This window comes from Methylorubrum salsuginis, assembly GCF_900114375.1.
Classification (GTDB): Bacteria; Pseudomonadota; Alphaproteobacteria; order Rhizobiales; family Beijerinckiaceae; genus Methylobacterium; species Methylobacterium salsuginis.
Genome location: NZ_FOSV01000040.1, coordinates 1 through 19,446, shown reverse-complemented (window position 1 = coordinate 19,446; position 19,446 = coordinate 1). Strand labels below are relative to the sequence as shown.

Annotated in this window: 21 protein-coding genes and 1 tRNA gene; 10 read left to right on the top strand and 12 right to left on the bottom strand. The window is 69.6% G+C overall.

Annotation, left to right across the window (positions count from 1 at the left end):
• From BM140_RS24325 to BM140_RS24315, 3 genes are all read right to left on the bottom strand, one after another.
• Nucleotides 1-283, bottom strand: a 283-nt coding sequence (locus BM140_RS24325) for a transposase (protein ID WP_131803957.1), incomplete at its 3' end; no start/stop codon positions are given.
• A 235-nt stretch (nucleotides 284-518) separates the two neighbouring features.
• Nucleotides 519-920 carry a hypothetical protein gene (locus BM140_RS26500; protein WP_244535625.1) on the bottom strand — a complete coding sequence of 134 codons (402 nt, stop codon included), beginning with the start codon at nucleotides 918-920 and terminating at the stop codon, nucleotides 519-521.
• A 27-nt stretch (nucleotides 921-947) separates the two neighbouring features.
• A tRNA-Gln gene (locus tag BM140_RS24315) sits at nucleotides 948-1,021 on the bottom strand.
• 370 nt (nucleotides 1,022-1,391) lie between these two features.
• Between BM140_RS24315 and BM140_RS24310 the strand changes: the two genes are divergently transcribed.
• The 3 genes from BM140_RS24310 (at nucleotide 1,392) to BM140_RS25590 (ending at nucleotide 3,036) form a co-directional block, all read left to right on the top strand.
• Nucleotides 1,392-2,111 carry a cytochrome c biogenesis protein CcdA gene (locus tag BM140_RS24310; RefSeq protein WP_091951984.1) on the top strand — a complete coding sequence of 240 codons (720 nt, stop codon included), beginning with the start codon at nucleotides 1,392-1,394 and terminating at the stop codon, nucleotides 2,109-2,111.
• 72 nt (nucleotides 2,112-2,183) lie between these two features.
• Nucleotides 2,184-2,747: a metallophosphoesterase gene (locus BM140_RS24305; protein ID WP_091951983.1), complete on the top strand. Its 564-nt coding sequence runs from the start codon at nucleotides 2,184-2,186 to the stop codon at nucleotides 2,745-2,747.
• 76 nt (nucleotides 2,748-2,823) lie between these two features.
• Entirely contained in the window at nucleotides 2,824-3,036 is a 213-nt protein-coding gene (locus BM140_RS25590) for a hypothetical protein (protein ID WP_131803956.1), read from the top strand.
• Here the strand turns inward: BM140_RS25590 and BM140_RS24300 are convergent.
• Nucleotides 2,976-3,362 carry a hypothetical protein gene (locus BM140_RS24300; protein WP_091951981.1) on the bottom strand — a complete coding sequence of 129 codons (387 nt, stop codon included), beginning with the start codon at nucleotides 3,360-3,362 and terminating at the stop codon, nucleotides 2,976-2,978. The two genes, BM140_RS25590 and BM140_RS24300, sit on opposite strands and share 61 nt — an antisense overlap.
• Nucleotides 3,363-4,036: 674 nt before the next feature.
• On the opposite strand from BM140_RS24300, the gene xoxF1 reads away from it, so the two are divergent.
• A complete protein-coding gene (xoxF1, locus tag BM140_RS24295; protein ID WP_091951979.1) occupies nucleotides 4,037-5,842 on the top strand; it encodes a lanthanide-dependent methanol dehydrogenase XoxF1 in 1,806 nt (601 codons plus the stop codon).
• Nucleotides 5,843-6,042: 200 nt separating this feature from the next.
• On the opposite strand, the gene BM140_RS24290 is transcribed toward xoxF1, so the two are convergent.
• The 7 genes from BM140_RS24290 to BM140_RS24260 all read right to left on the bottom strand — a co-directional run bounded on the left by BM140_RS24290 (nucleotide 6,043) and on the right by BM140_RS24260 (nucleotide 14,839).
• Nucleotides 6,043-6,729 carry a sigma-70 family RNA polymerase sigma factor gene (locus BM140_RS24290; RefSeq protein ID WP_091951988.1) on the bottom strand — a complete coding sequence of 229 codons (687 nt, stop codon included), beginning with the start codon at nucleotides 6,727-6,729 and terminating at the stop codon, nucleotides 6,043-6,045.
• A gap of 197 nt (nucleotides 6,730-6,926) precedes the next feature.
• Nucleotides 6,927-8,345, bottom strand: a complete 1,419-nt coding sequence (locus BM140_RS24285) for a TAXI family TRAP transporter solute-binding subunit (protein WP_091951977.1) — start codon at nucleotides 8,343-8,345, stop codon at nucleotides 6,927-6,929.
• Nucleotides 8,346-8,351: 6 nt separating this feature from the next.
• Entirely contained in the window at nucleotides 8,352-9,281 is a 930-nt protein-coding gene (locus BM140_RS24280; protein ID WP_091951975.1) for a DMT family transporter, read from the bottom strand.
• A gap of 12 nt (nucleotides 9,282-9,293) precedes the next feature.
• Nucleotides 9,294-10,562 (bottom strand): arsenic transporter, encoded by a 1,269-nt coding sequence (locus BM140_RS24275; RefSeq protein WP_091951973.1) that lies wholly within the window; start codon nucleotides 10,560-10,562, stop codon nucleotides 9,294-9,296.
• A gap of 36 nt (nucleotides 10,563-10,598) precedes the next feature.
• Complete coding sequence (locus tag BM140_RS24270; RefSeq protein WP_091951986.1) at nucleotides 10,599-11,858, bottom strand: metallophosphoesterase family protein; 1,260 nt, start codon at nucleotides 11,856-11,858, stop codon at nucleotides 10,599-10,601.
• A 129-nt stretch (nucleotides 11,859-11,987) separates the two neighbouring features.
• Complete coding sequence (locus tag BM140_RS24265; protein ID WP_091951971.1) at nucleotides 11,988-13,376, bottom strand: sigma-54-dependent transcriptional regulator; 1,389 nt, start codon at nucleotides 13,374-13,376, stop codon at nucleotides 11,988-11,990.
• Nucleotides 13,361-14,839, bottom strand: a complete 1,479-nt coding sequence (locus BM140_RS24260) for a sensor histidine kinase (RefSeq protein ID WP_244535624.1) — start codon at nucleotides 14,837-14,839, stop codon at nucleotides 13,361-13,363. Before BM140_RS24260 ends, BM140_RS24265 begins: the two co-directional genes overlap by 16 nt.
• A 130-nt stretch (nucleotides 14,840-14,969) precedes the next feature.
• On the opposite strand from BM140_RS24260, the gene BM140_RS24255 reads away from it, so the two are divergent.
• From BM140_RS24255 to BM140_RS26670, 6 genes are all read left to right on the top strand, one after another.
• Nucleotides 14,970-15,224 (top strand): hypothetical protein, encoded by a 255-nt coding sequence (locus tag BM140_RS24255; RefSeq protein ID WP_091951969.1) that lies wholly within the window; start codon nucleotides 14,970-14,972, stop codon nucleotides 15,222-15,224.
• A gap of 283 nt (nucleotides 15,225-15,507) precedes the next feature.
• Nucleotides 15,508-16,188, top strand: a complete 681-nt coding sequence (locus tag BM140_RS24250; RefSeq protein ID WP_091951967.1) for a 2,3-bisphosphoglycerate-dependent phosphoglycerate mutase — start codon at nucleotides 15,508-15,510, stop codon at nucleotides 16,186-16,188.
• 529 nt (nucleotides 16,189-16,717) lie between these two features.
• Nucleotides 16,718-17,227, top strand: coding sequence for an RNA polymerase sigma factor (locus tag BM140_RS24245; protein ID WP_091951966.1), 510 nt, complete (start codon nucleotides 16,718-16,720; stop codon nucleotides 17,225-17,227).
• Between the two features lie 63 nt (nucleotides 17,228-17,290).
• Nucleotides 17,291-18,238, top strand: a complete 948-nt coding sequence (locus BM140_RS24240; RefSeq protein WP_091951964.1) for a FecR family protein — start codon at nucleotides 17,291-17,293, stop codon at nucleotides 18,236-18,238.
• Nucleotides 18,239-18,358: 120 nt separating this feature from the next.
• Nucleotides 18,359-18,991 carry an STN domain-containing protein gene (locus BM140_RS26495; RefSeq protein ID WP_342030039.1) on the top strand — a complete coding sequence of 211 codons (633 nt, stop codon included), beginning with the start codon at nucleotides 18,359-18,361 and terminating at the stop codon, nucleotides 18,989-18,991.
• On the top strand, nucleotides 18,988-19,107 hold the full coding sequence (locus tag BM140_RS26670) for a hypothetical protein (protein ID WP_342030038.1): 120 nt from the start codon (nucleotides 18,988-18,990) through the stop codon (nucleotides 19,105-19,107). Before BM140_RS26495 ends, BM140_RS26670 begins: the two co-directional genes overlap by 4 nt.
• Before the next feature lie 5 nt (nucleotides 19,108-19,112).
• On the opposite strand, the gene BM140_RS24230 is transcribed toward BM140_RS26670, so the two are convergent.
• Nucleotides 19,113-19,446, bottom strand: a 334-nt coding sequence (locus tag BM140_RS24230) for a transposase (protein ID WP_165616490.1), incomplete at its 5' end; no start/stop codon positions are given.

Genomic DNA, 19,446 nt, shown 5'->3' with positions numbered 1-19,446 from the left:
CACCGGCCGCGTGCAGGCGCTCCAACAGGACCTGATGCAGCCGCGCCCACACGCCGGCTGCCTGCCAGTCGCGCAGACGCCGCCAGCAACTCATGCCGCTCCCGCAGCCCATCTCGGCCGGTAGCATCTCCCAGGGTAGGCCGGAGCGCAGCACGAACAGGATGCCGGTCAGCGCCGCCCGATTGTCGATCGGAGGCCGTCCGCCCTTCGGGCGCGGCCGAGGCGGCGGCAGGAGCGGGGCAATCTCCGTCCAGAGATCGTCGGGAAGCAGAGCGCGAGCCATGCCCCACCAACGCACCATCCACCGCTTCGTGCCGTTCTGTTAGGCGCTCTAAGTCGCGTTTCGGGTGCGAACGGCCTCATCGGGAGCGTGAAAGACCAGAAGGCTCTCACGCTCAAGGTGCGGTACGCAGCTGCGGCTTGACGCTTCGACCGGCTGAAATGCGAGGTGCCCTTGAATTATTTTGGCACCGCGCGCGAAATTGAATTATACATACTGTGGACGAACGAGGTAATTCTCAGCGAGAGGCAATTGCGGCGTATCCTTTCGGCTGGAAATAAATGACTGTGGTTATAGCGGTCGGGAAAAATTCCGCACGGCGGGCCAGTATCGGCCGCCCCATCATCGGATTCACTTTCGGCAGACCGCTCCGTTCAAACACCATGGCGAGACCGCTCCATGCCCTGGCCCTCTTTAACCCGAGGATCGGCCGAGCAATCTCGGCCTCGTCGAGATAAAGGTAGGAAAAACTGAGCGGTTTGGCCGTCTTGCGAGCGCTGCTTATCGCGTGTTCCCGTGTTCCATCCGTGTTGCGCGGAGTCGCGGACGGCCGGGCGTAACCCGTTGTAAAACCAACACCCGCGTTGCAGCGTGTTGCAAGCCTTCTGGAACGCGTTTCGGGCAATGAAAAAGCCGCCAAGTCACTGACCGGGCGGGTGAAAAAGATTGGCTGGGGGACCTGGATTCGAACCAGGACTAGCGGAGTCAGAGTCCGCGGTTCTACCGTTAAACTATCCCCCACCGGAAGCGTCGCCACACGAGGAGCGGAAGCTCCGGTGCGTCGGGCAGATCGTTGAACGACCCGCGTGCTCGGCGTTGGCCGCTCAGATAGGCTGGCTTGAGCGCGGCGTCAATAGAATCCCGCCGCCTCGTTTCGGCAATGTGCGGCGGGTGCGGAAATGCGTGGCCGGGGGACCGGTCGTCGATCGACGCGCATGTGAAGGGCGTGGCCGACACGCGCGATATCGGGCGCGTGGCCTTCCGGGATAGGATGTGCCATGTCGCAGCCCCTGCCCCTCCCTTTCGGCCAAGGACGTCGTCCCGGATGTCGGATCCGGGGGGACGGTTCCGTCGGTGTGCCGTCGTCCCTCGGTCTCGATGGAGCTTGCCTGTGATCGCGACGCTCGGGCTCGCCGGCTTGGCCGGACTGCTCTCGGTCCTGTCGCCCTGCGTGCTGCCGCTGCTGCCGCTGGTGCTGGGCGCGGCGGCCGCCGAGCATCGGCTCGGGCCGGCGGCGCTGGCGGCGGGACTCGCCCTGTCCTTCACGGTGATCGGCCTGTTCGTGGCGACCGTGGGCTTCGCCATCGGCCTCGACGGCGTGGTGGTCCGGCGCGTCGCCGCGGCGCTGCTGGTCGTCGTCGGCCTCGTCCTACTGGTGCCGGTGGCCCAGGCGCGGCTTGCCGCGGTGGCCGGACCGCTGGTCGACGCGATCGACCGCCGCTTCGGCGGGCGGGCGGGAGCCGGGCTGCCGGGGCAGTTCGGCCTCGGCCTGCTGCTCGGCGCGATCTGGAGCCCCTGTGTCGGACCGACCCTCGGCGCGGCCTCGCTCCTGGCCGCGCAGGGCCGCGACCTTGCGGCCGTGGCCGCTACCATGGCGGTGTTCGGGATCGGCGCAGGCTTGCCGCTCCTCGTGCTGGGGACGCTCTCGCGCGGTCTGATGCTGCGGGCCCGGGGCGGGCTGATACGTCTCGGGCAGGGGCTGAAGGCGGGGCTCGGGCTGATTCTCGTGGTCGTCGGGCTCTTGGTGGTGATGGGCTTCGACAAGTCGCTGGAGGCGGTCCTGGTCGAGGCTTCGCCCGATTGGCTGAACGTGCTGACGACCCGGTTCTGACCCGGCGCGGCGGCGCGCCGCCTTGTCGCTTCGCTCGACCTGCACCACCTCGCCGGCCCGAGGGAGCCGCTGATGGCCGTCTACTTCACCGCCGACACCCATTTCGGCGACACCCATATCCTGCGTCAGCGCGGGGGCCGCTATCCGAGCATCGAGGCGCATGACGAGGCCCTGATCGCCCGCTGGAATGCCGTGGTTTCACAAGGGGATGAGGTGTGGCATCTCGGTGATTTCGCGGCCCATGCCGACCCGGCCCATTGCGCCGCGGTGTTCGCCCGGCTCAACGGGGTGAAGCGGCTGGTGCGGGGCAACCACGACAGCAACCGGGTGCTGCGCCTGGATTGGGCCGATCCGCCGGTGGAGAGCGCGCGGGTGAGTCTGCGGGGCGCCGATGGCCAGCCCTGCCGGCTGTTTCTGGCGCATTACGCGCACCGGGCCTGGCCCGGATTGTGGCGGGGAACCCGCCATCTGTTCGGGCACACTCATGCGACCCTGCCCGAGACTACTCGATCCTGTGATGTCGGAATCGACGCCTGGGACGACGCGCCGGTCGATCTGGCCGCCATCACGGCCCGCCAGGACGCGGCGACACTTGTCCCCGAGGAACTCGCCCGCGACGCGGGCCGGGGCGGATGAACGGCCGCGCTTTCAGCTACGGTTCAACTGCCGCGGCGCAGCGTCGGGACCTCGCGCGACCGGTGCCTCGGACGACATGCCCGCTTCTTCGACAGCCTCCTCCGACGCGCGGCCCCGGCTCTCGCTGACGGCATTCCTGCGCAGCGTGACGCCCGCCCTGGATTGTGCCTTCGGGCTCGAGAGCGATCCCGATCTGCCCGAGGATCTGGCGGCCCTGGTGGCCCGGCTTCAGGCGGAGCCGGAGCCGGTCTTCGCGTTGTTTTCGGAGCCCGAGCCGCTGGCGGCCTGATCCCGGCGGCGCAGCCCGCCGGCGACGTCGCGCAGGGCCGCCTCGACCATCGCGGCGATCTGCGCCGGGTTGCGCGGCTGGCGGATGACGAGGCTCGCCAGCACCTCCGGATGGCCGCGCCGCTGCTTCGGGGTCCGGGCGTGGTTCGAGAGGCGCAGGCGGCCCGGATCGTCGCCGCGGGCGAGGTAGAGGCTGTCGCCGCGCTCGTTGCGGGCGACTTCGTGAAAGCCGTGCTCGGCGAGCAGCGTGCAGGCATGGGCCAAGGCCCGGTCCGGCGGCAAGGCGTCGGCGCCCGGCGGCGGGTTTTTTCGGAATCGCGCGGCCATGCCCCCTCCCCTGCTTATTCAGGGCCGAGCGCTACAGCATGGCGCGGGTGCGGCGAAGCCCGATCCCGGCCGGGCGATGGCGGCGGGATGGATCACCCACGCGAAGGGCAACCCCATGGGCCGACGCCTGCGGGCGGCCGAAAGAATGCGCAGAAGAATTTTGAACTGATCAAATAAAAAAGGCGAGGCCCGAGGGCCCCGCCATGATCGGAGCGATGTCCTTCGGCACGATGCTTCAGGCCAACGACGATCCCAGTCGCAAACAGGGCCATTATGGCGAGGCAGGATGACGTGTCAACCAAGTTGAGCGGCTGGAATCATGATGAGAATAAGTCAAATTCCATGGAGAAAAGGAAATAGCCTCGGGTAGAATGAGCAATGTTTGGGAAATTTGTTGCAGTTAAAGCTTAATCTATGATATATAGTGCACAAAACCGCTCCATTTATGTTTTTATTATTGCCTTTTCATCGGGGCGTCGTATGTGATCGCGCGTCGATCCGATTGTCTCCCGTCGCGCGGGGGGCGGCGGGGCGAACGATCCTGTCCCGGTCTCGGGCGGGAGCGTCTCCGGTGACGAGCCGGCAATAACCGACAACGATCACCATCAGGCAGCAGGACGGTCCGACCGCGTGCTCGATCACGGCCGGAAACCGGTCCTCATGCGGAGGAATCCATGAGAGCGGTCCATCTTCTCGCCCTCGGCGCTGGCATCGCCGCGGCGACCCCGGCCCTGGCCAACGACAGCGTGCTCAAAGCCATCGCCAACCCGGCGGAGCAGGCGCTTCAGACGGTCGATTACGCCAACACCCGCTATTCCAGGCTCGATCAGATCAACGCCAGCAACGTCAAGAACCTCCAGGTCGCCTGGACCTTCTCGACCGGCGTGCTGCGCGGCCACGAGGGCTCGCCGCTCGTCGTCGGCAACCTCATGTACGTCCACACCCCCTTCCCGAACATCGTCTACGCCCTCGACCTCGACGACGGCGCCAAGATCGTGTGGAAGTACGAGCCGAAGCAGGACCCGGCGGTCATCCCGGTGATGTGCTGCGACACCGTCAACCGCGGTCTGGCCTATGCCGACGGCGCGATCATCCTGCATCAGGCCGACACCACCGTCGTCTCCCTCGACGCCAAGACCGGCAAGGTGAACTGGTCGGTCAAGAACGGCGATCCGTCCCGCGGCGAGACCAACACCGCCACCGTCATTCCGGTGAAGGACAAGGTCATCGTCGGCATCGCCGGCGGCGAGTTCGGCGTGCAGTGCCACGTCACCGCCTATTCGCTCAAGGATGGCAAGAGGATCTGGCGCGGCTACTCGATGGGCCCGGACGATCAGACCCTGATCGAGGCCGGCAAGACCACCGAGCTCGGCAAGCCGGTCGAGAAGGACGCTTCGCTGAAGACCTGGGAAGGCGATCAGTGGAAGCAGGGCGGCGGCTGCACCTGGGGCTGGTTCTCCTACGACCCGAAGCTCGACCTGTTCTATTACGGCTCGGGCAACCCCTCGACCTGGAACCCGACGCAGCGTCCGGGCGACAACAAGTGGTCGATGACGATCTGGGCGCGTAACCCCGATACCGGCAAGGCCAAGTGGGTCTACCAGATGACCCCCCACGACGAGTGGGATTACGACGGCATCAACGAGATGATCCTCACGGATCAGAAGATCGACGGCAAGGAGCAGCCGCTCCTGACCCACTTCGACCGTAACGGCTTCGGCTACACGCTGAACCGCGACACCGGTGCCCTGCTGGTCGCCGAGAAGTACGATCCGGTGGTGAACTGGGCCAGCAAGATCGACATGGACAAGGGTTCGAAGACCTACGGCCGTCCGCTGGTCGTGTCGAAGTACTCGACCGAGCAGAACGGCGAGGACGTGAACTCCAAGGGCATCTGCCCGGCGGCGCTGGGCACCAAGGATCAGCAGCCGGCAGCCTACTCGCCCAAGACCCAGCTGTTCTACGTTCCGACCAACCACGTCTGCATGGACTACGAGCCCTTCAAGGTGACCTACACCCCGGGCCAGCCCTATGTCGGCGCGACCCTGTCGATGTACCCGGCCCCCGGCTCGCACGGCGGCATGGGCAACTTCATCGCCTGGGACGGCGTGAACGGGAAGATCAAGTGGTCGAACCCCGAGCAGTTCTCGGTTTGGTGCGGTGCGCTGGCGACGGCGGGCGACGTGGTGTTCTACGGCACGCTCGAAGGTTACCTGAAGGCGGTCGACTCGAAGACGGGTAAGGAGCTGTACAAGTTCAAGACCCCGTCGGGCATCATCGGCAACGTGATGACCTACGAGCACAAGGGCAAGCAGTACGTGGGCGTCCTGTCGGGCGTCGGCGGCTGGGCCGGCATCGGCCTCGCGGCCGGTCTGACCGACCCGAACGCTGGTCTCGGCGCGGTGGGTGGCTACGCCGCCCTGTCGAGCTACACCAACCTCGGCGGTCAGCTCACCGTCTTCGCTCTGCCGAACAACTAAGTCTCTCGTCGGCGCCTCCCGGTCATTCCGGGGGGCGTCCGGAAGGCTCGACGATCGCCCTCGGTTGCTGTCGCGACCGGGGGCGTTTTCGTTTCGACGGCAGCAGGACCGATCGCATCGGCTTCAGGCGGGTTCCCCTCTCCCCGCGTGCCGGGAGAGGAGATGCACGGGGCTGCCGGAGTGATCGCGCGAGAATGGCCTTACGCCTCCTCGCCCCCCTCCTCCCCACGCCGACCCAGGCTCTCGGCCAGAAAGCGGCGGGCGCGGCTCACCCGGCTCTTCACGGTGCCGACCTGGCAATCGAGGCGGGCGGCGGCCTCCTCGTAGGTGAGGCCGTCGGCGCCGACGAGGAGGAGCGCCTGACGTTGCGGCGCCGGGAGCGTCCCGATCAGCGCCATCACCGAGCCGAGAACGACGGCGTGCTCCTGTTCGGCGGGCGTCGTCAGGGAGGCGGCGTGATGGCCCTCCGCGTCCTCGACCTCGCGGCGCTTGCGGCGGCACTCGCTGTAGAAATGGTTGCGCAGGATCGTGAAGATCCAGGCGGAGAAGTTGGTGCCGGGCACGAACTTTTCCCGGTTCGCCCAGGCCCGCACCAGGGCCTCCTGCACCAGATCCTCGGCGCGGGCCGGATTGCCGGACAGCGACAGGGCGAAGACCCGCAAGGCCGGCACGCAGGCCACCAGGGCGTCGCGCACGGTCGCGTCGGCCCGTCGGCGCGTCCCGGTCTCGAACCGCCGCAGCAACGCGGCCAGGGCCTCGGGCAGCGGCGCGTCCGCGACCGGACCGTAATGGTCCCGCAGGGGCCCGGTCAGGTGGGCCGGGATGTCGGCGGCGGCGCAGCCCGCCCGGCCGGACCGCCCCAGAAGACCGGCGATCTGCGCGGCCATCTGTGCGGCCGTCTGCGCACCCATGATACCCATCGGCGATGATCCGGACGCATCGCCGATGGCCCCCGCGACGGCGGGGCGGCGGGCGTCCGCCGGACGCACGGAAGGGGACCATCGATCCTGTTCCGTGCCGGTTGGTATGAGCCCGTGCCACGGATCGGCCCGCTGATCGTCGCGGCAGGTCGGCAGCTCGGTCGTCATCGGGGCGGGGCCTCTCGTGGAATGCGCGCCAAGGCCGAGGCCTCGGGCGGGGAACGGTCGAAGGGGGACGGAGCGATCCGGCGGCGGCCGTCGGCCAGGGTCGCGCGGGCGGTCTCGATGGCGATGGACAGCGCCGACATCGTGCGGGCGTCGGGGTCGCGCTCGCGGGCGTAGCGCACGGCGTCGGCGGCCAGCCCATCGACTTCCGCGGCGAGACCGTCGAGGGCGCGGGCGCTGCTGGCGGCGCGGGCCAGCCCGATCAGGGCCAGCAGCCGGTCCATGATCTCGTCGATGCGCTCGCGGCGCAGAGCCGCGAGGCGCTGGCGGATCCAGGCCAGCACCGAGACGAGGCCGCCCGCGATGGCGCCCAGCAGATAGAGGGTATCGCCGTAGCGCTCGACGAAGCCGTGCTGCTCGCGCTCGAAATAGTCGATCGCGCCGGGATGGATCGGGATGCGCGCACTCGTGGCCGCCGCGGTGGTGTCGTAGGCCGGCGCCTGGATGTACTCGGCGGCATCCGTCTTCGCCGCTGCCGCCGTGCGCTTCTCGAAGAATTGCTGCGTGATGTCCGCCGCGACCGCCCGGCTCAGCGTGGCCCGCGCCATCAGCCGGTAGGAGGCGCCGACCGTCTTCACGTCGTCGGCCGGGAGCTTAGGATCGCCGCCGAACAGGCCGCCCGGCACGGTCACGGATTGCAGCCGCGGGAAGCGCTCGATCACCGCGCCGTCGTCCTCGACCGCGACGAAGGCGACCTTGCCGTGCCGGGCGACGGAGCGGACGGCGCCGATCAGCGCCAGGGCCTTCGGGGCGGAGGGCGCGATGATGCTGACGAAGGCGTCGATCCGCCTGTCGCGGAAACTGGCCCCCACCGCCTCCTGATCGACCCGTACGAGATGGACGGTGCGGTCGCGGCTCGGGCCGCCCGCATCCATCTCCGGCGTCAGGCCGTAATAGCCGAGCAGGCTCTTCAGCAGGGCGAAATCCGCCTCCCGGTGCGCGGCGATGCCGAGGCGCTTCCCCGCGAGCTTGGGAAACTCCTGGATCGGCGCGTGATCGGGCGAGGCGACGATCATCGCCTGATCGCGCAGGATCGCCAGCGTCAGGCCGTTGGTCGGCAGGAGCACGTCGGGGCGGACCACGGCGAGGTCGGCGCGCCCGTCCTGGAGCGCGGCGGCGCTCTCGCGCACGTCGTCGAAGGAGAGGATCCGCAGGCGCACGCCCTCGCCCGCCGAATCGAGCGCGTCGGCATAGGCCTTGATCAGCTCCGGCTCGGTGCCGTCGCGCGGGGCCACCGCGATGGTGAGCACGCTGGCTTGCAGCAGGTACCACGCGGCGGCGCCGCTCGCCGCCAGCACGACGACGCCGGCACCGACCAGCGCCTCCTTGCGCAGCAGCCAGGACAGGTCGGCCGGCATCGGCCCTCAGAACACCGAGATCAGGACGATGCCGGCGACCATCAGCGCGGCGCCGCCGAGCCGCGAGGCGCCGGCCCGCACCTGCTTCATGCCGAGCCAGCCGAAATGGTCGAGCGCGACCGAGGTGAGGAGGTTCGCCGTGATCAGCAGGCCGTTGAAGGCGCCGGCCCCCACCTTGTCGACGAACAGCAGGCCCGCGAAGACCGCGACCGCACCGGTCAGCCCGGCGAGCGGCATCCACCAGCGCACGCCTTCGATGTCGGCCCGCTGCGGCAGGGGCTTGGGGCGCAGCAGGAACACCAGCACGAACACGAACACGACGGGGATGAACGAGACCAGCGCGGCGAGCCAGGGATTGATCAGCGCCCCGCGCAGCTGCGCGTTCAGCACGACGCCGATGGCCTGGAGCGCGCCCGCCACGACGATGAAGGGATAGAGCAGGCGCGGGTTGAGGCCGTGGCCGGAATCCTTCGAGGCGTCCTTGTCGGGGGTGACGCGGGCGATGAAGGTGACGCCCACCACCATCAGCAGGCCGCCGAGCCAGGGCATGAGCTTGAAGCCGCCGCCCTGCAGGCCGAACAGGCCGAAGGCGTCGAGGGCGAGCGAGGTCAGGATGTTGGCCGTGAGCGTCAGGCCGTTGAACGGGCCGGCGCCAACCTTGTCCACGAAGGCGAGGCCGCCGAACACCGCCACCGCCCCGGCGACGCCGCCCAGCGGCGCGTACCACGGCATGGCGGAAAGATTCTCCGCGCTCGGGAGCGGGGTCGGCATCACGAGGAACAGCGTCGCGAAGACGAAGACGATCGGCAGAAACGAGACCGAGGCCGCCAGGAACGGATTGACCAGATGGCCGCGCAGCTGCGCGTTCATGGAATTGCCGAGCGCCTGGAGCGCGCCGGCCACGATGATGAAAGGGTAAAGCAGGGCGGCGTTCACGGCTTTGTCCGATCAGATCAGGAGCAGGGCGCCGAGCGCCAGGATCAGGGCCGGCGGCATCACCAGCAGGCCGAGCTTGAGGAAGGCGAAGGCCGAGACGTCCTGGCCCTCGCGCCGGATCGCGGTGAGCCACAGGATGGTGGCGAGCGAGCCGGTGACCGAGAGGTTCGGCCCGAGATCGACGCCGATCAGGATCGCGCCCGCGACCTTTTCCGGCACGTGGGCGGCCTGCACCGCCGCGCCTGCCAAGAGGCCCGCGGGCAGGTTGTTCACGAGGTTGGAGCCGAGCGCGACGATGGCGCCGCCGGCCCAGGCGGCGAGCGTCGGATCGCCTTCGGCGGTGCGCTTCAGGAGGTCGGCGAGCATCTGGAGCACGCCGGTCTTTTCGAGCGCCTCCACCAGCACGAACAGGCCCGCCACCAGCGGCAGCACGCTCCACGACACGTCACGCGCGACCTCGACGAGGCCGCCGCGGTTGATCAGGACGATGACGAGCGTGGTCGCGATGCCCGCGACGAAGGTCGGCAGGCCGAGTTCGATGCCGGCCGCCGAGGCCGCGATGAGCGCCGCGCCCGTGGCGACGATGCCGAGGCCGGCGACCTTGCCGCCGAAGCTCAAAGTGGGCGTCTCCACGTCGGTCGCCACCGTCTCGGCCTTGAGCCGGGCGTTCTGGGTGAGGCGCAGCACCGCGTAGGTCGTGACGATCGCCAGCACGGAGGGGAGCGTGAACACGGCGAGCCAGCGGCCCAGCGGCGGCATGTGCTCGGCGAAGACGACGAGGTTGGCCGGATTCGAGATCGGCAGCACGAAGCTCGCCGCGTTGGCGATGAAGGCGCAGATGAAGAGGTAGGGCAGCGGCTGCTTCACGCCCGCCGCCTTGGTGGCGGCGAAGACGGCCGGCGTCAGCACCACGGCGCAGGCGTCGTTCGACAGGAACACCGTCACCACCGTGCCGACGACGTAGATCAGCAGGAAGAGCCGCGTCGCCGAGCCCTTGGCGGCGCGCACCGCGTGCGAGGCGAGCCAGTCGAACAGGCCCTCCTTCCGGGCGATCTCGGAGAGCAGCATCATGCCCACCAGAAACAGGTAGACGTCCGTCCCCTTCAGCACGCCCTCCCACGCGGTGCCGGGGGCGAGCAGGCCGAGCGCCACGAGGGCGGCGGCGCCGAGCACCGCCCAGATCGCCTCGGGCCAGGAGAACGGCCGCAGGATCACGCCGAGGGTCGCGAGCGCGGCGATGCCCCAGGTCGCGAGGTTGGGTGTGAGGGTGAGCGCGCCCATCGTGGGTCTTCGTCCTTGGTTGGAAGGGAGAGCGGTCTACCAGTGCCGTCCGACGCGGTTGGGGCCGAGCTGGTCGCCGCGGACGCCCTTTTCCGGCCAGGCCTCGACCCGGCCGGCATCGCTGCCGGGCCGCACCTGCGGGAGCGGCCGCACGAAGGTCCGTCCGACCGGCTCGATGGTGTCGGTGTCGGTGAGGAGCCTGCCCGGCTTGCGCGGGTGGGTGGTGCCGTCGGTCACGGTGACGGAGAGGCGGCGCGCGCCCTCGGGCCAGTGAACCCGCGCGTGGACCGTGCGCGGGCCGTTCGGGACCATGCGCTGGGCGGGGCCGTCATCGATCCGCACGTCGCAGCACCACGCGCTCTGGGGCTGGTTCGACAGCACGAGGGCGCGCACCTCGATGTGCTGGCTCGGCAGCGGCTCCGTGGCCAGCCGCCGGTCTGCCGGGCTCGTGATCATCACGAAGGGCAAGGCCCGGTCGAGCGGCTTGAAGCGCCAGCTCACGACATCGCCGTCGATCGCCGCCACCGCGTAGCCGACCGACCCGTCCTCGTTCTGCCCGACCGAGCGGGCGGCGGCGTAGAGGGTGCGCCCATCGTGCGCCAGCTCGTTGTAGTGGGTGTGGCCCATCTCGACGAGGCACACGCCCGAGCCGCGGATCAGGCCGGCGAGTTCGGCCCGCTCCTCCCGGTCGCTCAGATCCTCCGGGTAGGTATGGGTGAAGACCGCCAGGGGCTGGCCCTGATCGACGGCCGCCTTGAGCTGGCCCTCGAGCCATGCGCGCTGGGGGGGACCGAGCCGGAAGTCGAGCCCGAAGCCCTCCTGGCCGTAGCCGGCGCTGACCATGTCGAGGAACAGGCAGCGCACGCCGTTGAGCGTCTCGGCGTAGTAGTATTGATCGATGGTCTGCGGCCCGTTCAGGCGCTTCAACGGGTTGGGCACGGCGTTGTGCCCGCCGCCGCGGCGGCTGCCCGCCACCTTCGCGAAGAAGGCGCCGAAATCGGTCATGGTGCCGTGCTGGCGGTCGTGGTCGCCCGCGATCGGCCGCACCGGCAGTTCGGGATGCGCCGCCAGCGCCTGGGCGAGGATCGCGTATTCCGCCGCCTTCCCGTTCTCGGCGAGGTCGCCCGGCAGGTAGGCGAAGTCGATCAGGCCGTTCGCGTGCAGCCCCGCGACTTCGGCGAGGCAGGTGCGCAGGTCGGTGGCGTTCGGGTCGTGCGGCTGCTCCAGATGCAGGTCGCCGATATGCGCGAAGACGAAGGGGGCATGAGCACCCTTCGCGCCGTCGGTTCCGTTCATGACCAGGACGTGCCCCGTCGGGCCCGTGAGCCGGGCCGTTGCGACCGGCTCGACGCGCGAGGCGGGGCGCGGTTCCGGCGGCGCCGGCCCGTGCGGCACCGCACACGAATGTTTTATCGGGCCTGCGGCTTACGGAGTGCCCGCCGTATCGGAATCGTCGTCTTTCCCGACATCGGCCGTCGCATCCGCCGACAGATCGGCATCCGGGTCCGCGGCGAGGCCGTAGCGCTCGATCTTGGCGTAGAGGAGCTGGCGCTGGATGCCGAGGCGGCGGGCCGCCCTCGTCCGGTTGCCGCCCTCGGCGCGCAGGGCGGCGGCGATCATGGTGCGTTCCAGGCGGGCGACGGCGCCGGGCAGGTCGAGGTCCTCGCCTCCGTCCGGTCCCTCGGCCGAGGCGGCGGGAAGATCGAGGTCGGCGGCCTCGATCAGGCGGCCGCGCACCATCACGGCGGCCCGCTCCACGGTGTTGCGCAACTCGCGCACGTTGCCGGGCCAGCGATGCGCCGAGAGCCGCGCGGCGGCGGCGGCGCTCAGCCGCTTGCCCGAGGCGGCCAGGAAGTGCTCGGCCAGCGGCACGATGTCGGCCTGCCGCTCGCGCAAGGGGGGCAGCGCGAGCGGCACGACGTTGAGGCGGTAATAGAGGTCGGCGCGAAACGCCCCCTCGGCGACCATCGCCCGGAGGTCGCGGTGGGTGGCGGCCACCAGCCGGACATCGACGCGGCCGGGCCTGCCGCCGACGGGCGTGACCATCCGATCCTGGATCACCCGCAGGATCTTGGCCTGCATCACCGGCGACATGTCGCCGATCTCGTCGAGGAACAGCGTCCCGCCCTCGGCGAGGTGGAAGGCGCCGGCCCGATCCATCGTCGTCCCGCCGAGCGCGCCGCGGACATGGCCGAACAGCTCGCTTTCCAACAGCTCCGCCGGGGTCGCCGCGCAATTGACCGGCACGAACGGGCGGTCCCGGCGGCCCGAGAAGGCGTGGAGGGCGCGGGCGACCTCTTCCTTGCCGGTGCCGGTCTCGCCCTGGATCAGGATGGTGGCGGCGGAATCGGCCACTAGACCGATGGCCTTCTGCACCCGCCGCATCGCTTCGCTGGTGCCGATCAGCCCGCTCCCCGCCTCCGGCGCGTCGGCCGTCCCGGCCTCGTTGCGGACCGAGAGCAGCATCGCGTCGAGGGCCGCGGCGAGGTCGGCCCGGCCGATGGGCTTGGTGAGATGGTCGTGGGCGCCCAGCCGCATCGCCTCGATGGTGTTGGCCGGGCTGGCGAAGGCCGTCAGCACCGTGACCGGCGGCGGGGCGGGCAGCGCGCGGATCTGCGCCAGCGTCGCGATCCCGTCGAGGTCGCCCGGCATCCGCAGGTCGAGGAACACCGCCGCGACGGAACGGCCGGCGAGCACGGCCACCGCCTCGCGGCCGGAGCGGGCCGGGACGGGCTCGTGGCCGAGATCGGACACGGTCTCGGCGAGCCCCTCGCGCAGGGCGTCGTCGTCGTCGACGATCAGGACGGTTGCCATGGCAGATCCAGGAGGAAGGCGGTCGCCGGGCCGGTGTCGAGCAGCCGGGCCTCGCCGCGATGCGCGCGGGCGATCTTGCGGACGATGGCGAGGCCCAGCCCGGTCCCGTCCGAGCGGCCGGTGACGAAGGGTTCGAACAGGCTCGGGCGGATCGCCGGATCGATGCCGGGGCCCTCGTCCGAGACCCGCAGGTCGAGCCGGGCCGTGCCGTCGCGCAGCACGCGGCGGGCCGAGACCGTCACCGCGCTGCCGGGCGGCGCGTGGCGGAGCGCATTGAGCAGGAGGTTGTCGAGCGCCCGCTGCACTTGGGTGCGGTCGAGATGCGGGTGCTCGGCCGCGGGGAGCGCGTCGGTCTCGACGCGGATGCGGATCGCGCGGGTACGCGCCTGATCCTCGTGGAGTTGGGCGCACTCGGCGAGGAGCCGGCGCAGGTCGGTCGGCTCGCGCAGGAGCGGGCGCGGCTGGGTGAGATGGAGGAGGTCGCGCACCAGGGTCTCGACCCGGCCGATCTGGCCGAGGATCGTGCGCAGGGCGGTCGCCGCCCGCTCCGGATCCCCGGTGGCGAGCGCGTTCTCGGCCTTGAGCCGCATGGCCGCGATGGGATTGCGAATCTCGTGGGCGATGTCGGCGCTCAGCCGCCCCAAAGCCGCGAAGCGCTCGGCGGCCAGTGCCTGTTCGCGGGCCTCGCGCAGGCGCCCGCCCGCGGCATTGAGGGCGTCCACCAGGCGGTCCAACTCGCGCTCGCCGGTGCGGTCGAGATGGGCGAGGTCGGCGCCCTCGCGCTCGGGGATGGCGAGCGCCGCCTCCAGCCGGGCGATGCGGCGGGCATAGCCGTAGAGGAAATGCCCCAGGAAGGCGGCCGCGCCGACCACCGCCACGGCGAGGAAGCCGAGGGCCGCGAGGAAGCGGGTATAGGCCGGGCCGTCGTTGACGTGGGCCCGCGTCATTGTCCAGCCGGTGAGGCCGGGGGATCGGCCGGGCAGCGGGCAGGCCTGCACCAGAAGCGCCTGCGTCCGGCTGACCCGGTGGGTCACGACCGAGCGGCCGAGCTGGCGCGATTCGGCGTTGACGGCACGGATCGTCTCGCTCTCCGCCTGCGGCAGATCGGTTTTCGGGCCCGATCCCTCGTAGCTCGGGAAGGCATAGGCGAGCGAGCCGGATTCGGCGCTCCAGACCCCGCCCTCGATGCCGGGCCAGCGCGCCAGCGCCCCGGCGACGAGCCCGGCGAGGTCGCCCCCCGGCTCCTCGCCCTTGCGGACGAGCACGGTGTAGCGGTCGATGATCTCGCGGCAGGCCCGGCCCACGGCGATCTCCGCCTGCGAGATCTGCACCGCGGTCGATTGGGTGTAGAGGCCGTAGAGCAGGTAGGCGGTCGCCGCCGCCGAGGCCAGCAGCGCGATCCAGAGGGCGACGAGCCGCGCCTGCAGGCTCGACCGGATGAACGCGTTTCGACGCCTGAACACGACGGCCGCCCCGGGGCGCGCGGAGATTTGCGCGTTCTCCACATAGCGCCGCCGCGCGACAGCGTCGCCATCGCTTTCGCGCCCGCCGCGTGAGAGGGAGGGACGAGACGCGTCGATGCGGAGAACGGCCATGGCCATGAAGACCACCTACGTCGTTCAGGCGTTCGAGCTGAAGCGCAAGCGCTTGGTGCCGGGGACGAAGGAGGTCGTCGGCACCGAGAGCGGCGCCCTCAAGAAGGCGCAGGCGGTGTCCGGCCGGCTCCCCGGCGCGGCGGCGCTGAAGATCGTGGCCGACGACGAGACCGGCGAACTGGAGAGCGTCGCGATCCTCGAAGCCTTCGGCGAGGTGCCCGACGATTTCGCCGAGAGCCTTCAGGGTGGTTAGAGCACCTTACAAAACGCCCGTTCACGGCCGGTGTCCTCTCCGGGCGCGACGGCGCAGCGGGAGTTTTGTCGGGGACACTTATATGAATCGGCGATGATCCTGCTCATCGCCGATGGCCCCCGCGACGGCGGGGCGGCGGGCGTCCGCCGGACGCACGGAAAAGGACGACCGGTCCTGTTCCGTGCCGCTTGGGATGAGTCGCTCATCCCCCTCGCTCCACCGCCCCGCTTGAGGCAAAGGGGCACCTGACGGGGCCGGGAGCGCCCCGCGGACGGGGAATCGCATGGACGGGATCAAGCGGGCGCCGGCCCTGGTGCTGATGCGGCACGGGCAGAGCGAGGACAACGCGCGCGACCTGTTCTCGGGGGTGCGCGATCCCGCCCTGACACCGCGCGGCGTCGGCGAGGCGCAGGCCGCGGGGCGGGCCCTGAAGGAACGGGGCCTGCATTTCGACATCGCCTTCACCAGCCGTCTGCAGCGGGCCCGGACCACCCTGGCGCTGCTGCTCGCCGAGCTCGGTCAGCCCGATCTGCCGGTGGTGGCGGATGCGGCGCTCAACGAGCGCGATTACGGGGCGCTCGCCGGCCTCAACAAGACGCAGGCCCGCGCCCAGTTCGGCGTCGAGCAGGTCCGCTCCTGGCGCAAATCCTACGCGGCGGTGCCGCCGGGCGGCGAGAGCCTCGCCATGGCGGCCGAACGGGTCTGGCCGTTCTTCGAGGGGACCATCGTGCCTCGGCTGCGGGCGGGCGCCTCGGTCCTGGTGGTGGCGCACGGCAATTCCCTGCGCGCCCTTCTGGTGCAACTCGACGGCATCGCCCCCGAGGCGATCGAGGAGGTCAATCTCGGCACCGCCGAGTTTCTGGTCTACGGCCCGCGCCCGGACGGCGGATGGGCACGCATTCCCGCGTCGTCGCTAAAGGATCGTCCTGGATACGGGATCCAGGACGATCCTTTAGCTTACTGAGCCGCATCAGCTTTTTCCCGAAAGCCGGAAACCATCTTTCGGGCAGATGCTCTAACCGACGAACCGGCCCCGACGACGGCATCAGCCACCCGTGAGGCGGCCGATCGGACGACGATGCCGATTCACGTGTAGAGCCGTCGGCGCTCCCATCGGCCGTCACGCTTCGATCGAAACGCGACGATGTCTTCCGACTTGGTATAGCCGGCCTTCGCTCGGACTTTCGACAATCGAAAATGAAACTATCCGCGCCCCTGCAGCCATAGATTTAAGCGATGCGACCGGGTTGTTGCTCAAATGATGCACCCCCTGACGAAAACCAGGAACGGGAAACCTTTGCTCCCCCGGCATCCTGCCGCCTCGCTCTTCGTTTTCGGTCATAGTCCAAGGGCTTGCCGGCGGCGGTTCGGCACACCTTAGAAGGCATATAAAATACTGAATAATCTTGCATATTTCGCCGCAAGTCCTTTTGTGCCCCTCCTCGGGAGATCAAGCCGTGGGGCGATGATCCGGATCGGTTGGAGCACGGGGCATGGAGGCGGTTTCGGTCGATGCGCTGCATCGGAGTGACGGGGCGGCCCTCCAGCGTTTCCTGCAGCGCCTGCTCGGCAACGCGGCCGACGCGGCCGATGCCCGCCAGGAGACCTACCTGCGGCTGGTCAGGGCGCTCAGCCGAACCGAGATCGAGCAGCCGCGGGTCTTCCTGTTCTTCGTCGCGCGCAACGTCGCGCTCAGCCTCGGCAAGAGGCGCCGCTTCGAGGCGAGCCTCTTCCGTTCGGCAACCCATTTCGACCTTGCCGGCATCACGGACGAGCAGGTGCGCACCGAGCAGCAGGTGATCGCGCGTCAGCAGTTGCGCTTGGTTGCCGCCGCCATCGACGAGTTGCCGCCCCGCTGCCGTGAGGCGTTCCTGCTCAGCGCCTTCGATGGGTTCACCAACGGAGAGATCGCGGCCCGGCTCGGGATCAGCCAGCGCATGGTCGAGAAGCACGTGGCCAAGGCGGTGCTCGAGACCCATCGGCGCTGCCGCGATTTTTTTTGATCGGCCACGGCCGGTTCCTCCGGCGACGCCGGTTTCTATCGGAAAGGGCGGCGGCGGGTGGCCATGGACGAGTGCGGCGGACCCGAAGACGCGGATGAGGCCGAGCACGATCCGATCCGTTTCGAGGCCGCGGTCTGGGTGGCGCGCCTGTCCTCGGCCGACGCGACCGACGACGACCGGGCGGCCTTCGCGGTCTGGCGCTCGGCCGATCCGACTCATGCCGAGGCGTATGCGGAGTTGGAAGATTGGCATCGCACGATGGGCCGGGTCCCTGATCCGCGCGACCGTCGGCGGAAGCCGCCAAAGGGCCCCGCGTCCATCGCCGTAGCGCTGGGTCTGTCCGCCCTGGCCGCTTACGAAATCGGGCTGCTCGATCGGTGGCGCGCCGATCTGTGGACCGGGGTCGGAGGCATCGAGACGACCGTGCTGGCGGATGGCAGCCGGATCGATCTCGACACCGACACGGCGGTGGCGCTGCGCTTCACACCGAGCGAGCGCGGGGTCGAACTCCTCCGCGGCGAGGCGGTGTTCGATGTCGTTCCCGATCCCGACCGGCCGTTCGTCGTGCACGGCCCCGGCCTGACGGTGCGGGCCGTGGGAACGCGATTCTTCGTCCGTGCCGATCGCAACGCCGTGCCGGTGGGCGTCGCCGAGGGCCGCGTGAACGCCACGATCGGGGAGGCGGGCACGGCGATCGGAGCCGGTGAAGTCGCCCGCCGCGCGGCGGACGACCGGCTGGTGCTTCAGCGCGCCGATGTCGAGCGGACCATCGCTTGGCGCAACGGCAGGCTCGTGGCCGCCGGCCGGCCGCTTTCGGCCATCCTGGCCGACCTCAATCGCTATCGGCACGGCCGCATCGTGTTGCTCGATGCCACCCAAGGCGCCCGGCAATTCACCGGCACGCTCAATCTCCGCGATACCGACGACGCGCTGGCCGTCCTGGCAGCGAGCATGAGACTGAAGATCATCCATGTGACCCCGCTGCTCGTGCTCGTTCGGGCCGCTTCATGACGTGACCACCCAGAAAATCTGCCGGAGCAGGTTCGGTTTTTCCGGCCTCGGCGGTCTTCCTCGGGGAGGGCCGACAGAAAACGTCGAACACGCGGTCCTCGCGGATGACGAGGGCACGAGATGGCGAAGCGGATCCGAGGGGCCATGTTCTGGCGGTCGGCGCTGGCGAGCGCGTCGCTGATCGCGATGAACCATGCCCTCGCAGCTCAGGACAACGCAGCGGAACGGCCGCTTCTCGGCACCGGGGAGCGGGTCAGCCTCATCCCGGCCACCTCCGACGTCGCCCGCCTCCCTGCGGATTCCTCCAAGGTCCGCGTCCGCGTGTCGATCGCGTCGGGCGCGCTCGAGCCCGCCTTGAAAGCCTTGGAGGAGCAGGTCTCCCTCAGGCTCGCCTACGAGACCTCGCTGACCGAGAATCTGTCCACGCGGGGCGTCGAGGGTGAGTTTCGGCCGCTGGAGGCCCTGGCCGCGTTGCTCGATGGGACGGGCTTGACCTACCGGATGGCCGGAAGCTCGACGATCACGCTCGTCAATCCGCGCTACGTCCAACTCGGTTCGGATTCGGCAAGTTCGGTGGTGCTCGATGAGCTGTCGGTCGAGGGCACGACTCGGGCGAATGCAGGAACGAACCAGGACGGCTCTGCCACCAGCGGCGGCGGACCGAGCGGGATCGTCGGCTACACGGCCAGAATCAGTCCTTCGGCAACGAAAACCAATACCCCCTCATTGAGACGCCCCAGTCGGTCACCGTGATCAGCCGCGAGCAGCTGAATGATCGGGGCGTCCAAACCTTGAACGAGTCGATTTCCTACGCTCCGGGGACCTCGACGGAAACCTTCGGCTACAATCCGGGCTTCGACTCGTTTTAGAGCGCCTAACAGAACCGTCTGATCTGGTTGAGGGTGATGAGGCTGGCTGCGAGGGTGGTGAAGGCGTCGTAGATGTCGGCGCGGCGCTCGTAGCGGACGGGCAGGCGGCGGAAGCGGTTGAACCAAGCGTGAGTGCGCTCCACGACCCAGCGGTGGCGGCCGAGCTTTTGGCTGCTCTCGATGCCTTTGCGGGCGATGCGTGGGACGATCCCACGCGCCCGACACTCCTGGCGGCGCGCCTTGGCCTCGTAGGCCTTGTCGGCGTGCAGCTTGTCGGGGCGTCGGCGCGGTCGACCGCGCCGGCCCGTGCTCAGCGGCGGGATGGCATCGAGGGTCGGC

What these genes read in the sequence shown, in the direction of transcription:
- BM140_RS24305 (WP_091951983.1), top strand. Translation starts at nt 2,184, where the DNA reads ATGGCCGTCTACTTCACCGCCGACACCCATTTCGGCGACACCCATATC.
- BM140_RS25590 (WP_131803956.1), top strand. Translation starts at nt 2,824, where the DNA reads ATGCCCGCTTCTTCGACAGCCTCCTCCGACGCGCGGCCCCGGCTCTCG.
- BM140_RS24300 (WP_091951981.1), bottom strand. Translation starts at nt 3,362, where the DNA reads ATGGCCGCGCGATTCCGAAAAAACCCGCCGCCGGGCGCCGACGCCTTG.
- xoxF1 (WP_091951979.1), top strand. Translation starts at nt 4,037, where the DNA reads ATGAGAGCGGTCCATCTTCTCGCCCTCGGCGCTGGCATCGCCGCGGCG.
- BM140_RS24290 (WP_091951988.1), bottom strand. Translation starts at nt 6,729, where the DNA reads ATGGCCGCGCAGATCGCCGGTCTTCTGGGGCGGTCCGGCCGGGCGGGC.
- BM140_RS24285 (WP_091951977.1), bottom strand. Translation starts at nt 8,345, where the DNA reads ATGCCGGCCGACCTGTCCTGGCTGCTGCGCAAGGAGGCGCTGGTCGGT.
- BM140_RS24275 (WP_091951973.1), bottom strand. Translation starts at nt 10,562, where the DNA reads ATGGGCGCGCTCACCCTCACACCCAACCTCGCGACCTGGGGCATCGCC.
- BM140_RS24270 (WP_091951986.1), bottom strand. Translation starts at nt 11,858, where the DNA reads ATGAACGGAACCGACGGCGCGAAGGGTGCTCATGCCCCCTTCGTCTTC.
- BM140_RS24265 (WP_091951971.1), bottom strand. Translation starts at nt 13,376, where the DNA reads ATGGCAACCGTCCTGATCGTCGACGACGACGACGCCCTGCGCGAGGGG.
- BM140_RS24255 (WP_091951969.1), top strand. Translation starts at nt 14,970, where the DNA reads ATGGCCATGAAGACCACCTACGTCGTTCAGGCGTTCGAGCTGAAGCGC.
- BM140_RS24250 (WP_091951967.1), top strand. Translation starts at nt 15,508, where the DNA reads ATGGACGGGATCAAGCGGGCGCCGGCCCTGGTGCTGATGCGGCACGGG.
- BM140_RS24245 (WP_091951966.1), top strand. Translation starts at nt 16,718, where the DNA reads ATGGAGGCGGTTTCGGTCGATGCGCTGCATCGGAGTGACGGGGCGGCC.
- BM140_RS24240 (WP_091951964.1), top strand. Translation starts at nt 17,291, where the DNA reads ATGGACGAGTGCGGCGGACCCGAAGACGCGGATGAGGCCGAGCACGAT.
- BM140_RS26495 (WP_342030039.1), top strand. Translation starts at nt 18,359, where the DNA reads ATGGCGAAGCGGATCCGAGGGGCCATGTTCTGGCGGTCGGCGCTGGCG.